The sequence below is a fragment of the Paractinoplanes maris genome, from assembly GCF_023544465.1.
GTDB classification, from domain to species: Bacteria; Actinomycetota; Actinomycetes; order Mycobacteriales; family Micromonosporaceae; genus Actinoplanes; species Actinoplanes maris.
In genome coordinates this window covers 180,863-194,618 of sequence record NZ_JALPVL010000009.1, presented here as the reverse complement: position 1 = coordinate 194,618, position 13,756 = coordinate 180,863, and the positions used below count along the sequence as shown (strand labels likewise).

Here is a 13,756-nt window from a genome sequence, read left to right as displayed (position 1 = left end):
GGCGACGCCGGAACATCGGTCAGGTTCGGGCTCGGCGGCAGTGGTAGACCAGGGCGGGCGGCAGGTTGGCCCAGACCGTGCGGCCCAGGACCACCTCTTCGAACGTGTCGTGCAGGGCGCGGCGCAGGCGGCGGGCCGGGGGTGTCCAGCGGGCGTGGACGTAGGCGAACGTGGTGAAGGCTCCGGTGGGGGTCAGGGCCTGGGCCACGGCGTCGAGCACGGTTTGCTGCTGGGTGCGTTCGAAGGCGGCCCAGGGCAGGCCGCTGACGATCACGTCGGCGTGGGGCCGGGCGCGGGTGGCGAGGACGGTGATCAGCTCGCGGGCGTCGGCGGTGACCACCTCGAGCTGGGGGAAGCGGGTGGCCAGCAGGGTGGCGAAGCGCGGGTTGAGCTCGATGGCCAGGTGGTGGCCGCGGCCCGCGAGCCGGGTCTGGATGGCCTGGGTGAACGCTCCCGTGCCGGGGCCGAGCTCGACCACCACCGGGTCACCGGAGGCGGGCACCGGGGAGGTCACCTGCTGGGTCAGGGCCCGGCCGCTCGGGGTGACCGAGGCGACCGCCATCGGGGCGCGGACGAACTCGGACGCGAAGGCCGCCAGGTCGCTCATGCGGGGATCGACGTGCTGGTGAGGCGCTCGGAGATCTCCCAGATGCGGGCGGCGTCCTCGGTGCTGCGGAGGCGGGGATAGAGGGTCTGCTCGGCCGGTGCGCCGGCGAGATGCTGGAAACCGCTGGGACCGTAGAAGCGGGCGTCGGGGCCGGTGACGGCGAGCAGGGCGGGCAGCGCCGCGGTGTCGGGGGTGCCGACGAGCAGGCCGCGGCGGGCCATGGCGTGGATGAAACGGCCGCCGGTGGTGGCCCGGGCCCGGCCGACCTCGGGGCGCGCGGTCAGCAGGTTGGTGGCGGCGACGCCGGGGTGGGCCAGGTTGCTGGTGATGCCCCAGCCGCCGGCCCGGCTGCGCCGCTCGAGCTCCAGCCCGAACAGGCCGAAGGCGATCTTCGACTGGCTGTAGGCCCGCATGCCGTCGTAGGAACGCTCCCAGTTGAGGTCGTCCCAGTTGATGGCGTTGGAGTTGGCCGCCACGCTGATCTGCGAGGTCACCCGGGCCCGACCGGCGCGCAGCAGCGGCATCAGGTGCGACACCAGCGCGAAGTGGCCGAGGTGGTTGGTGCCGAACTGCAGCTCGAACCCGTCGGCCGTGGTCTGCCGGTCGGGCGGGGTCATCACGCCGGCGTTGCCGATGAACAGGTGGATCGGCCGGCCCTCGTCGCGGAGCCGGGCACCGAGCGCGGCCACCGACTCCAGCGACGACAACTCGAGCTCGCGCAGCGACACGGCGGCTCGGGGATGGGCCTGCTTGATCGCCGCGACCGCCGCTTCGCCCTTGGCCTGATTGCGGACGGGCATGAGCACCTCGGCCCCCGCGGCCGCAAGCCGCCTCGCCAGGCTCAGCCCGACGCCGTCGCTGGCGCCGGTGACGACGGCGAGCTTGCCGGTGAGGTCGGGAACGGTGATGTCCGGTCGGGTGCGTGCCATGAGGTGCTCCTGGAGTCGGCGGCGGTGGTGCTGGACCCAGAGTGCGGCAGATCGCCGGGGACAACCACGGACTACCGATCCCAGGCTGCGAAGGGGGGATCGGTAGTCCGTGGCTGTGCCTCGCGGCGGCTGGTAGAACCGAGTCGTGATCGATCGAGCCGGCCTCGCCGAATTCCTGCGCAACCGCCGGGAGTCCCTGCAGCCTGAAGATGTCGGGCTGCCTCGCGGGCAGCGCCGCCGCACGTCCGGGCTGCGCCGCGAGGAGGTCGCCGCGCTCTGCCACATCTCGGCCGACTACTACAGCCGGCTCGAGCGGCAACGCGGCCCGCACCCGTCGGAGCGCCTGATCGCCTCGATCGCGCAGGGTCTTCACCTGTCACTGGACGAGCGCGACCACCTGTTCCGACTGGCCGGCCACAACCCGCCCACCCGCGGCACCACCAGCGAGCACATCAGCCCTGGCCTGCTGCGCATCTTCGACCGGCTCACCGACAGCCCGGCCGAGATCGTCACCGAGCTGGGCGAGACCCTCCGGCAGACCCCACCCGGTGTCGCCCTCACCGGCGACAACACCCGCTTCACCGGTCCCGCCCGCTCCATCGGCTTCCGCTGGTTCACCGACCCGGCCGCCCGCGCCCTGCACCCGCCCGAGGATCACCAGCACCACTCACGGGTCTACGTCTCCGGGCTCCGCCGGATGGTCACCCTGCGCGGCCCCGATTCCCGGGCCGCCCATCTCGCGCGGCTCCTGCTGGCCCGCAGCGAGGAGTTCACCACCATCTGGAACGACCACGAGGTCAGCGTGGGCTTCGACGAGAGCAAGCGCTTCGTGCATCCCGAGGTCGGCCCGCTCGATCTGGCCTGCCAGGCGCTGATCGACCCCGAGCAGTCGCACATCCTGCTGGTCTACACCGCCACCCCCGGCACCGAGAGCTACGACAAGCTGCAACTGCTCTCGGTGATCGGCGCCCAGGCCCTGGCCACCGCTCAGAACGACTCGTAGACGTCCGGGTCCGCTCCCCACAGGCGGCCCGAGCCGAGCGACGACAGCGCCGCCATCTCGTCGCCGGTGAGGGAGAACCCGAAGATGTCCAGGTTCTGGCGCTGCCGGTCCGGATCGCCGGAGCGCGGAATCGGCACCGCCCCGAGCTGGGTGTTCCAGCGCAACGCGACCTGGGCCGCAGTCACGCCGTGAGCCCGGGCGACCGCGGCGATGGTCGCGTCGGCGCCCAGCTCCCGGCCTGCGGCGAGGGGGCTCCAGCTCTGGGTCACGATCCCCCGGGTGCGGTCGTCGGCCAGCTGAGCCGCCTGCGGGAAGTAGGGGTGGAGCTCGATCTGGTTGACCGCGGGCGTGACCCCGGTCTCGGCGGACAGCCGGTCGAGCTGTTCGACAGTGAAGTTGCTGACCCCGATCGAGCGGACGCGGCCCTGGTCACGGAGCTTGATCATGGCCCGCCAGGAGTCGGCATACAGGTCGAGGCGCGGCAGCGGCCAGTGGATCAGATAGAGGTCGACGTAGTCGAGGCCGAGGTTGCGCAGCGACACCTCGAAGCCGGCGAGGGTCTGCTCGAAACCGTGGAACCGCCCCGGCACCTTGGTCGTCACCCGGATCTCGGACCGGTCGATCCCCGACCGGCGCACGGCCAGGCCGACCTCGGACTCGTTGCCGTACTTGAGCGCGGTGTCGACCAGCCGATAGCCGGCCTCGAGCCCACCGAGTACCTGATCCGCGGCCAGCGCGTAGGTGCCCAGCCCGACCGGGGGAATCGTGGTGCCGTCGTTGAGGACGATCATCGTTCACCTCTCCGCGGTGCTCGGGACCAGTGCCAGTTTGCCGTCGGCGGGCCCGGTCCGCAGCAGCCGCGGACCACCGAGCCCCTTGCGGCTCGAGCCGGTGCGGATCCACCATCAGGGTCCGTACGCCGAGGAGGATCACCATGACGCACGCCGCCACCACCGTGCTCGACGGATTCAGCTTCACCGAGGCGCCTCGATGGCACGAGGACCGGCTGTGGTTCTCCGATTTCTACACGTCCGAGGTCAACTCGGTCCGCGCCGACGGCACCGGCCTCCGCCTCGAGGCGACCGTGGAGCAGCAGCCGTCCGGGCTGGGCTGGCTGCCCGACGGCCGGCTGCTCATCGTCTCGATGCGCGACCGCCGGATCGTGCGCCGCGAACCCGACGGCAGCCTGGTCACCCACGCCGACCTGGGCGAGCACGCGACCGGTCACCTCAACGACATGGTGGTGGATGACCGAGGCCGCGCCTTCGTGGGCAATTTCGGCTTCGACCTGATGGGGGGCGCACCGCTGGCGCCGGCCGGCCTGCACCGGGTGGATCCGGACGGCACGGTGACCGAGCTGGCGACCGATCTCTGGTTCCCCAACGCCATCGCGATCACCGCCGGCGGCAGCCTGCTGGTGAACGAGACCTTCGGCAACCGCATCACCGCCTTCGACCTGACCGGCGACGGGCAGCTCACCGACCGGCGGGTGTGGGCCGAGTTCGGGCCGCTTCCCACCGACCCCAGCGTCACCGGCGCGATCGCCCAGCTGACCGTCGCCCCCGACGGCTCGTGCCTGGACGCCGAGGGCGGGCTGTGGGTGGCCGACGCCGTCGGCGGCCGCCTCATCCGGGTCGTCGAGGGCGGCGAGATCACCGACGAGATCCGGCCCGGCATCAACGTCTACGCCTGCGCCCTGGGCGGCTCGACGCTTTTCGCCTGCGCGGCCCCGGACTTCTACGAGCACGCCCGCCGCCCGGTCCGCGAGGCCAGCATTCTCGCCTTTCCGGTGGCCGTGCCGCACGCTTAGAGCAGGTTGACAAAGGCCGTGGCCACCAGGGCAACCGACCGGTCGTCATCCTCGGCCAGCTGCCGCAGGACGTCGCCGGCGCCCAGCTCGAAGAGGGCCTGGGTGAGGCGGATGCGCACCGCCGCGTCCGTGGGATGGGCGGCCAGTTCGCCGGTCAGCGCGTCCAGGATCCGGTCGGCGGTCGCCGGATCGCTGGACAGCCCGCCCAGCACTTCGGCCGCGTCGACGTCCTTCACCCCCGCGACCACCAAGGCGACGAGCACTGGCACGGCCGCGGCCATGCCTCGCGCGCCCAAGGCCAGAGCGGCATTCCCCCGTACGGTGATGTCCTCGTCCCCGAGGGCGCCGGCCAGCACCGCGGTCGCCTCGTCGCCGGCCATCCCGGCGATCGCCAGCACCGCCCGGCGACGGATGTCGACGTCGGCCGACGACACCCCGGACGCCACCGTGGCCAGGCCGTCCCCGCCGGCCCGGGCGAGCGCCCACCGCAGGGCGCCGGCCACGTTGGTGTCGGCCTCGGCCAGGACGGCTCCGGCCAGCAGCTCGACCGGCACCCGGACGTCCTCGGCCCGGGCCAGGACGGCCTGCTGCCGCCGCGCCGCGCTGGGCGAGTCGAGCCCGTGCATCAGCTCGACGATCCGCAGGACGTCCGGCCAGCCCGCGGGCGAGGTGGCATCGACCGCCCGCAACCGTTGCAGCAGCTCCTGTTCCCGCTCCACCCGCTGCTCGGTCCAGCGGATCAGATCGCCGACCAGCTCGGCCGGGGTGAACTCGGGATCCTCCAGGGCGGAACCGATCTGCCGGAGCGACAACCCGAGCGACCGCAGGCTCTCCACGTGGAAGATCCGCCGGATGTCCTCGTCGGTGTACTCGCGGTAGTTGCCCACGGTGCGGCCGGTCGGCCGCACCAGCCCGAGGGTGTCGTAGTGCCGGAGCATCCGGGTGCTCACCCCCGAGCGGCGGGCGACCTCACCGATCAGCATTTCTCCGGTCCCAGCGCGACGATCCGCCGGGCGTCCTCGATCGCGGAGTCGAAGCCGGCCTCCGGGTCGCGCAGCAACGTCCCGGTGGCGTGGGCGTGGGCCCGCACCTCGGGGTCGGCGCTCGCCTCCCCGGAAAGCAGGGCCGGCTCGGCCGCCTCGCCGAGTGCGACGAGCGCCCGGCTCAGGCTCAGTCGCACGTTCCGGTCGCCGCGACCGAGCTGCGTGACCAGTTCCACGGCCAGTTCCTCCTGTTCCTCGTCGGGCGCCAGGACCACGGCCGCGCGCCAGGCTGCCCGGGCGACCTCGTCGTCGGGGTCGCGCAGCAGCGACCGGGTGATCGCCGGCCACGCCGTCCCGTCGCCCACCTTGGAGAGCGTATGCAACGCCTGGCTCCGGGCCTGCGGAGCCGGGGACCGCAGCTCGGCCACCAGCCGGGGCACGGTGATCGCGGCCGGAAGCCGGGTCAGGGCCCAGGTGAGCATGTCCCGGACGAAGAAGTCCGGCTCGACCGCGCACCGCGCCACCAGCGCGTCGAGCAGGTCCGGGTCGGCCTTAGTGCCGGCGGCCAGCGCCATCTGCAGCCGGGCCGACGAGTCCCCGGCGCCGAGCCGGTCGATCAGGGTCGTGTTCATGGCGACCACCTCCGGCATCCCAGTGAAAACCTTGTCACAGTGTCAATGTCAACCGCAGCGCACCGCGACAACGTCAACCGCAGCGCCGCCCGTCAACGTCAACCGCCGCGCAGCCCGTCAACGTCAACCAACCGCAGCGCAGCCCGTCAACGTCAACCAACCGCAGCGCAGCGCGACAACGTCAACCGCGGCGCAGCGCGACGGCTGGAGTCGGCTGCCGGCCGGCGGTCAGGCCGAACGCCGTCACCGCGGCGGCCACGACGACGGCACCGACCGGCAGCCACAGCGCCGCGCGGATCGAGCCGATGCTGACGCCGCCGGCCAGGCTGACCGCGGTGACCGCCGAGATGCCGAGCGCCGAGCCGAACTGGATCGCGGTGTAGAGCAGCCCGCCGGCCAGACCGTGCTCGTGCTCGGCGACACCCTCGGTCGCGGCCATCGTCAGCGGGCCGTAGGCGAGCGCGAAGGCCACCCCGAGCAGGACCAGGCTGGGCACCATCGCCGCGTAGGTCCAGTCCTCGGTCACCGGCAGGAACAACGCGTAGGCCAGCACACCGGCCAGCAGGCCGCCGAACAGCACCCGTACGGCGCCGTGGCGGTTGACCAGCCAGGTGGTGAGCGTCGGGGCGAGCACCGTGTCGATACCGGCCAGCAACATCACCAGTCCGGTCCGCATCGGGCTCCAGCCGCGCAACTCCTGCAGATAGAGGGTGACGGCGAACTGGAAACCGGCGAAGGCGAACAGGAACAGGTGGGCCGTCACGTTGACCCGCACGAGGCGCGCGGACCGCAGGATGCCGAGACGCACCAGCGGATGCGGGGCGTGACGTTCGATCGTGACGAACACGCCCAGCAGAACCAGCCCGGCGAGCAGCGGGACGACGGTCAGGTCCACCACGGCGTACGCCAGAAGCAGCATCGCCGCGGTGACCGTGACCGCACCGCCCAGGTCGAAGGCCCGCGCGGGCCGCCGCGGCGGCGGAGTGTCCCGCACCAGCGGCACCGCGGCCGCGAGAATGACGGCGGCCAGCAGGACCGGGGCGAAGAAGACCCAGCGCCACCCGATCGTGACCAGTGCCCCGCCGGCCACCAGTCCCAGCGAGAACCCGCCGGCCGCGGTGCCGGCGTAGACCCCGAGGGCCCGGTTGCGCTGCGGCCCGTCCGGGAAGTTGGCGGTGATCAGGGCCAGCCCGGCCGGTGTCAGGAAGGCCGCGGCGGCACCGGTGACGAACCGGGCCACCAGCAGCTGCCAGCCCTCGGTGGCCAGCCCGCCGAGCCCCGAGAAGGCCAGGAAGACCACCAGCCAGAACAGGAACATCCGCCGCCGGCCGAGCAGGTCGGCCGCGCGGCCACCGAGCAGCAGGAAACCGCCGTAGCCGAGAACGTAGGCGCTGACCACGCCGCTGAGCACACCGGTGGACAGGCCCAGGTCGGCCCGGATGGCGGGCAGCGCCACGTTGAGCATCGCGATGTCGATGCCTTCGAGGAAGATCGCTCCGCAGAGGACGAACAACACACTCCAAGCGCGCAGACCCATGGCGGTTACCCCCGTGCAAGCCGGTTACTTCTTGTCACCGACCACACCACCAGGCACCATCGAGCTGTGGAAGACGGAACTTCGGAGTCCCTCGGTATCTGCGGTGATACCGAGGACCCGTACGACGCGCGCCAGTGGGACACCCGCGAGGACTGCGAGGTCCGGCAGATCCTCGACCGCATCGCCGACAAATGGTCGCTGCTGGTGATCGCCCTGCTGGAGCGGCGGACGATGCGCTTCACCGAGCTGCGCCGCGAGGTCGACGGCATCAGCCAGCGCATGCTGGCCCGCACCCTGCGCCACCTCGAGCGGGACGGGCTGGTGAGCCGGACGGTCCACCCGACCGTCCCGCCGCGCGTCGACTACGCGCTGACCGAGATGGGCTCGACCCTGCACCTGACGATCCAGACCCTGGTCACCTGGACCGAGGAGCACCAGTCGAGGATCGCGACGGCCCGTGACACCTACGACCGGCGGGCGGCCGCCGAGCACGAGCAGGCGGAACGGGAGGCGGCCGGCCGGGAAGCCCTCGCCCGCCAGGTGAGTCTGCGCTCCTGAGTCGGCCTAGTCGGCTTGGCGGAGGGCGACCGGGGTGCCGTGCTCGACCGTACGAGTGACGGTGCAGAGCCGGTCGTGCGACTGCTTCATGATGCGGGGCAACGCCTCGCGCGCCTTGTCACCCTGTGCGCCCTCGGGAAAGACCACGTCGAACTCGACCTCGAGGTGCTCCATCCGGTTGACGCCGGCGTCGTCCTTGATCTTCTCCCCGCTGACCCGGATGACGAAGCGGGCCGGCTCGGCCCGGCGGCTGGTGACAAGATCGACGTCGATGCCGGTGCAGCCGCCGATGGCCGCGAGCAGAAGCTCGACCGGCGTGAAGGCCTCGTCCTCGCCCGAGCCCAGCGGCATCTCGCCGCCCCGGGCATTACGCACGACAAACCGCCCGGCGCCGGAGCGCTCTAGCTCCACCGACCGCACATTTTCCTGATTCATGCCACGACGCTATCCCGTCAGGAGAGGCGGATCGGGTTCACCAGGTCGGCGGTGATGGTCAGCAGCATCACGGCACCACCCAGGGCGACCAGGACCATGGTGGCCGGGAAGAGCCTGGTGAAGTCGATCGGGCCGGCGGCCGGGCGGCCCCGCATCCGGCGTACGGCGTCGCGGACGCGCTCGAACCAGACGATCGCGAGGTGGCCGCCGTCGAGCGGCAGCAGCGGCAGCAGGTTGAACACGGCCAGGAACAGGTTGAGGCTGACCAGCAGGAGCAGGAACGTGCCCCACCGGCCGCGCTCGACCGCCTCGCCGCCGAGGCGGCTCGCGCCGACCATGCTGATCGGGGTGTCGGGGTCGCGCTCGCCGCCGATCGCCCGGACCACCGCGGGCACCCGCTCGGGGAACGCGATCAGTTGGGTCACCGTGCCCGAGACCAGCTCGCCGGTGAACGCCGCCGTCGCTCCGGCCGCGTCGATCGGGTCGTACTGCAGCGAGGCCGGCGGCGGCTGGGGCGTCGCGCCCATCATGCCGATCTCGCCGCCGGACTGCGGCACCCGGGCGACGTCGACGGTGAGGGTCAGCGTCTCGCCGCCGCGCCGGACGACCACCGGGGTCGGCCCACCGGCGGCCTGCACGGCCGCGATGACGTCGCGCCACAGCGGGGTGGGCCGGCCCGCCACCGACTCGATCCGGTCGCCCGGACGCAATCCGGCCGCCCCGGCCGGGCACACCGCGCCGACACACGAGGTGGCCGCCACGACCGGCTCGGTGACCGGCCTCAGGTTGGGCAGGCCCAGGCTGACCGCCATCGCGTAGAGGATCGCCACGGCCAGCACGACGTGCATGACCGGGCCGGCCAGCATCATCGCGGTGCGCTTCCAGGCCGGGTAGCGCCACATCGCCCGGGACTCCTCGGCCGGGCCAGCTCGTCGAGGGTGGTCAGCCCGGCGATGTCGCAGAAACCGCCGATCGGCAGCGGAAGGTTCATTGACAGTTTTCCATCTATGAATTTACGGTGACATCGTTGTCACCGGCCCGGTCCCCCGAACGGCAGGTAACGCCATGCGCAGAACCGTCTCCTGGCTCGCCACCCTCCTGCTGACCGCCGGCCTGGGCCTCGCGATCACCACTCCGGCCGTCGCCGCGCCGGGCGACTTCGCCACCGGGTTCGAGGCCGGTGATCCGTCGCCGACCTGGTCGAGCAGTGTCGAGAGCAGCGCCGGGATCGGCGGTTACTGCTGCGGGCTGACCGGGATGGAGAGCGCGACCCGGGCCGAGACCGCGCACACCGGCACGTCGGCGCTCATGTACTCCGGCAACGACACCAGCACCACCTCGTCGTACTCGTACAACCGGGTCTTCGACGTGGACCTGCCGGTGACCGCCGCGACCACGCTCTCGTACTGGATCTTCCCGCAATCCGGCGGTCACCTCGACGTCGCCGTCGACCTGGTCTTCACCGACGGCAGCCGGCTGCGTGACTCCGGTGCGACCGACCAGAACGGCATCCGGGTGCACCCGGCCTTCCAGGGCAACGGCTCGGTGCTCGGCTTCGACCGGTGGAACTACGTCACCTCGGCCATCGGCACCTGGGTCGCGGGCCGGACGATCGACCGCATCCTCGTCGGCTACGACCAGCCGGCCAACACCGGCACGTTCCGGGGTTACTTCGACGACCTCGCGATCACCGCCGCCGCGCCCGCCGCCCGCCTGTCCGATCTGGTCGACACCCGCCGCGGCTCGAACTCGGACCCGAGTTACTCGCGCGGCAACACGTTCCCCGGCACGACGGTGCCCAACGGCTTCAATTTCTGGACGCCGATCACCAACGGCAACAGCGACGGCTGGCTCTACCAGTACAACGCGACCACCGTGCAGGGCTTCGGCGTCAGCCACGAGCCCAGCCCGTGGATCGGCGACTACGGCGCCCTGCAGGTGATGCCGATGACCGGCGCGGTGAAGACGACGCCGGACGCGCGCAAGTCGACGTTCAGCCACAGCAACGAGGTGGCGAAGGCGCACTACTACAAGACCCAGCTCGACACGTACGGGATCACGGCCGAGATGTCGCCGACCGACCACGCCGGGGTGATGCGGTTCAAGTACCCGGCCACGTCCGAGGCGGTCCTCGTCCTCGACACGATCGACAAGGTCGGCGGCTCGATCACCGTCGACGCCGCGGCCCGCACGATCACCGGCTACGTCGACCACAAAGGACCGAGGCTCTACTTCTCGGCCACCGTCGACAAGGCCATCGCCGCCACCGGAAACGTCAGCGGGCAGGGGGTGACGAGCTGGGTCCGCTTCGCCACCGCGGCCGGCGAGCAGATCACGCTGAAGCTGGCGACGTCGTATCTGAGCGTGCAGCAGGCCACCGCGAATCTGAACCAGGAGGTCGGGGCCAAGACCTTCGATGCCGTACGGGAGGAAGCCGCCGCCACCTGGGACTCGACGCTGGGCAAAGTGCGCCTCGACGGGGCCTCCACCGACCGGCAGGTCACGTTCTACTCGAACATGTACCGCGCGTTCATGTACCCGAACAACATGTCGGAGACGGTGGGCGGCGTCCGGAAGTACTTCAGCCCGTACGACAACGCGGTCCACGACGGCCAGATGTATGTGAACAACGGGTTCTGGGACACGGCGCGGGCGGTGTGGCCGCTCTACACCCTGCTCACCCCCACCCGTACGGGGGAAATGCTGGACGGATTCGTCAACGCCTACAAGAACGGGGGCTGGACGCCGCGCTGGTCGGGCCCGGGCTACATCGACATCATGGTCGGCACGAATCAGGATCTGGCCTTCGCGGACGCGTACGTCAAGGGGGTGCGCAACTTCGACGCCCGGGCGGCCTACGCCTCGATGGTGAAGAACGCGGCGGTCCATTCCTCGTCCGGCTCGCGCGGTCGCAAGGGGATCGAGGTGTCGACCTTCAAGCGGTACGTGCCGACCGACGTCCGCGGCGAGGCGGCCTCCTGGACCCTCGAGGACGCCAACAACAACTTCGGCATCGCGCAACTGGGGCGGGCGCTCGGGTTCACCGAGGACGCCGCCTACTTCGAGAACCGGGCCCTGGACTACGCCAACCTCTATTCGGCCTCGACCGGGTTCTTCCGCGGCAAGACTTCGTCCGGCGCCTGGCGGACCACCGACGCCGCTTTCCGGCCCAACGAGTGGGGCTACGAGTTCACCGAAGGCGCGCCCTGGCACTACGCCACGCCGGCCCCGCAGGATCCGCAGGGCATGGCCAACCTGTACGGCGGTCGCGCGCAACTCTCGGCCAAGATCGACTCGGTGTTCGCCGCCTCCCGCGACTACCTGCCCGGCTCGTACGGCGGTGTCATCCACGAGATGCGCGAGGCCTACGACACCAACATGGGCCAGTACGCCCACCCGAACGAGCCGATCCACCACATGCTCTACATGTACAACTACGCCGGCACCCCCGCGAAGACGCAGAACCGGGTCCGCGACGTCCTCACCAAGCTCTACGGCTCGGGCGCGGGCAACGGCGGCGGATACCTGGGCGACGAGGACAACGGCCAGATGTCCGCGTGGTACGTCTTCAGCGCCCTCGGCTTCTACCCGGCCCGGATGGGCAGCACCGACTACACCATCGGGGCGCCGCTGCACCCGTCGGCCACCCTCAGCCTGGAGAACGGGCGCACCTTCACCGTTTCGGCTCCGGGGGTGAGCGACACCAACCGCTACATCCAGAGCGCGACGCTCAACGGGGCGCCGTACACCAGGAACTACCTCACGCACGCCGACCTGCAAGCCGGTGGCACGCTCAGCTTCGTGATGGGTCCGTCGCCCTCCTCCTGGGGGACCGGCGCCGGCGACGTGCCCCCGTCCCTCACGACCGGGAGCGCACTCCCCCGCCCGCTGACCGACAAGCTGACCGGCGGCACCCTGACCGCCAGCGGTGAGAACGCCCCCACCGAGTCGGCGGCCAAGCTGGTCGACGACACGTCGCTCACCAAGTGGCTGACCTTCCAGAACACCGCCACCCTCGAATACCGCCTGCCCGCCGCGGCCGCGGTGAAGCAGTACACGCTCACGTCGGCCGAGGACGCGGCCGAACGCGACCCCCGGAGCTGGACCCTGCAGGGCTCCACCGACGGCACCACCTGGGTCACCCTCGACACCCGGACCAACCTCGACTTCGCCGACCGCCGCCAGACCCGGGCCTTCGTCATCCCCAACACCACGGCCTACCCGCGTTACCGTCTGCAGATCACCGCCAACCACGGCGGCGCGGCGACCCAGATGGCCGAGTGGGAGCTGCTCTCGTAACCGGGAGGAACGCGCATGGGCGGCAACAGATACGACGCCTCCGCCCGGTGGAACGGGCGGTCCGGGCAGGCCTGGGTCCAGCTCCAATCGGTGATGGACCACATGTACCGGCCACTCGAGAGCCTCCTCGTCGACACCGTCGATCCGGCGCGCCGCAGTGTCCTGGACGTCGGTTGCGGCACGGGCGCGACGACGGTCGCCGTGGCCCGCAAGCTCGGTCCCGGCGCCCGGGTCACCGGGGTGGACATCTCCGACTCGATGATCAGCGCCGCCCGCGCGCGCGACGCCCAGCTGGAGTTCGTCCGGGCCGACGTGCAGGACCACGAATGGGCCCCCGCCTCGTTCGACGCGGTCATCTCCCGCTTCGGGGTCATGTTCTTCGACGATCCCGTACGCGCCTTCGCCCACCTGCACCGGGCCGCGACCCCCGAGGCCGGCCTGGTCTTCCTGGCCTGGCGCGACATCGCGGAGAACCCGTTCATGACGGTCGCCGAACGAGCCGCCGCCCCCCTCCTGCCGAACCTGCCGCCCCGCCGGCCGGACGGCCCCGGCCAGTTCGCCTTCGCCGACCCCACCCGGGTCCACCACTTCCTCGACGCCGCCGGCTGGACCGGCATCACCGTCGAGCCCACCGACGTCGAGTGCACCCTGCCCGAACCGGAGCTCGTCGGCTACTTCACCCGGCTGGGCCCGGTCGGCCTGGCCCTCCCCGACGCCGACGACGAAACCCGCACCGAGGTCATCACCACCGTCCGCGCCGCCTTCACCCCCTTCATCCACGGCACCGAGGTCCGCTTCCCCGCCGCCTGCTGGCTGATCCGTGCCCAAGCCGCCCCACGGCTCAAAACTCCCGGCGCTAGTGCCGTGACCACGAACGTTTGAGGGTGCTGGGGCCAGGTGATTTGGCTCGCGACAAACGACACGGAGGTTCGTGAGTTTTGACTCCGTTGATCGGTTCGGCTG

General features: G+C 71.4%; 13 protein-coding genes. 5 read left to right on the top strand and 8 right to left on the bottom strand.

Translation table 11 applies throughout. The features are described 5' to 3' along the window. Nucleotides 1-19: 19 nt before the first annotated feature. On the bottom strand, nucleotides 20-607 hold the full coding sequence (locus NAG42_RS26350; RefSeq protein ID WP_250034013.1) for a class I SAM-dependent methyltransferase: 588 nt from the start codon (nucleotides 605-607) through the stop codon (nucleotides 20-22). After that, nucleotides 604-1,536, bottom strand: a complete 933-nt coding sequence (locus NAG42_RS26345) for an SDR family oxidoreductase (protein WP_250034010.1) — start codon at nucleotides 1,534-1,536, stop codon at nucleotides 604-606. The genes NAG42_RS26350 and NAG42_RS26345 overlap by 4 nt, the downstream gene beginning before the upstream one ends. 145 nt (nucleotides 1,537-1,681) lie before the next feature. Between NAG42_RS26345 and NAG42_RS26340 the strand changes: the two genes are divergently transcribed. Further along, complete coding sequence (locus NAG42_RS26340) at nucleotides 1,682-2,539, top strand: helix-turn-helix transcriptional regulator (RefSeq protein WP_438872448.1); 858 nt, start codon at nucleotides 1,682-1,684, stop codon at nucleotides 2,537-2,539. Here NAG42_RS26340 and NAG42_RS26335 read toward each other — a convergent pair. Then, on the bottom strand, nucleotides 2,524-3,330 hold the full coding sequence (locus NAG42_RS26335) for an aldo/keto reductase (protein ID WP_250034007.1): 807 nt from the start codon (nucleotides 3,328-3,330) through the stop codon (nucleotides 2,524-2,526). The two genes, NAG42_RS26340 and NAG42_RS26335, sit on opposite strands and share 16 nt — an antisense overlap. A gap of 143 nt (nucleotides 3,331-3,473) precedes the next feature. On the opposite strand from NAG42_RS26335, the gene NAG42_RS26330 reads away from it, so the two are divergent. Beyond that, nucleotides 3,474-4,349, top strand: a complete 876-nt coding sequence (locus NAG42_RS26330; protein WP_250034003.1) for an SMP-30/gluconolactonase/LRE family protein — start codon at nucleotides 3,474-3,476, stop codon at nucleotides 4,347-4,349. Here the strand turns inward: NAG42_RS26330 and NAG42_RS26325 are convergent. The 3 genes from NAG42_RS26325 to NAG42_RS26315 all read right to left on the bottom strand — a co-directional run bounded on the left by NAG42_RS26325 (nucleotide 4,346) and on the right by NAG42_RS26315 (nucleotide 7,501). Continuing rightward, the gene (locus NAG42_RS26325; protein WP_250034000.1) at nucleotides 4,346-5,332 is read right to left on the bottom strand and encodes a MerR family transcriptional regulator; all 987 of its coding nucleotides are present in this window, start codon (nucleotides 5,330-5,332) and stop codon (nucleotides 4,346-4,348) included. The two genes, NAG42_RS26330 and NAG42_RS26325, sit on opposite strands and share 4 nt — an antisense overlap. Continuing rightward, nucleotides 5,326-5,964 (bottom strand): HEAT repeat domain-containing protein, encoded by a 639-nt coding sequence (locus NAG42_RS26320; RefSeq protein ID WP_250033999.1) that lies wholly within the window; start codon nucleotides 5,962-5,964, stop codon nucleotides 5,326-5,328. Before NAG42_RS26320 ends, NAG42_RS26325 begins: the two co-directional genes overlap by 7 nt. A gap of 181 nt (nucleotides 5,965-6,145) precedes the next feature. Beyond that, a complete protein-coding gene (locus NAG42_RS26315) occupies nucleotides 6,146-7,501 on the bottom strand; it encodes an MFS transporter (RefSeq protein ID WP_250033997.1) in 1,356 nt (451 codons plus the stop codon). Nucleotides 7,502-7,597: 96 nt separating this feature from the next. Between NAG42_RS26315 and NAG42_RS26310 the strand changes: the two genes are divergently transcribed. Next, entirely contained in the window at nucleotides 7,598-8,059 is a 462-nt protein-coding gene (locus NAG42_RS26310) for a winged helix-turn-helix transcriptional regulator (RefSeq protein ID WP_438872452.1), read from the top strand. A gap of 6 nt (nucleotides 8,060-8,065) precedes the next feature. Here the strand turns inward: NAG42_RS26310 and NAG42_RS26305 are convergent, their stop codons facing one another. After that, the gene (locus NAG42_RS26305; protein ID WP_250033988.1) at nucleotides 8,066-8,494 is read right to left on the bottom strand and encodes an OsmC family protein; all 429 of its coding nucleotides are present in this window, start codon (nucleotides 8,492-8,494) and stop codon (nucleotides 8,066-8,068) included. A gap of 17 nt (nucleotides 8,495-8,511) precedes the next feature. Further along, nucleotides 8,512-9,396 (bottom strand): site-2 protease family protein, encoded by an 885-nt coding sequence (locus tag NAG42_RS26300; protein WP_250033979.1) that lies wholly within the window; start codon nucleotides 9,394-9,396, stop codon nucleotides 8,512-8,514. Between the two features lie 163 nt (nucleotides 9,397-9,559). Between NAG42_RS26300 and NAG42_RS26295 the strand changes: the two genes are divergently transcribed. Beyond that, nucleotides 9,560-12,793 carry a GH92 family glycosyl hydrolase gene (locus tag NAG42_RS26295; protein ID WP_250033977.1) on the top strand — a complete coding sequence of 1,078 codons (3,234 nt, stop codon included), beginning with the start codon at nucleotides 9,560-9,562 and terminating at the stop codon, nucleotides 12,791-12,793. Nucleotides 12,794-12,808: 15 nt separating this feature from the next. Next, nucleotides 12,809-13,675, top strand: coding sequence for a class I SAM-dependent methyltransferase (locus NAG42_RS26290; protein WP_250033966.1), 867 nt, complete (start codon nucleotides 12,809-12,811; stop codon nucleotides 13,673-13,675). The last annotated feature ends 81 nt before the right edge of the window (nucleotides 13,676-13,756 follow it).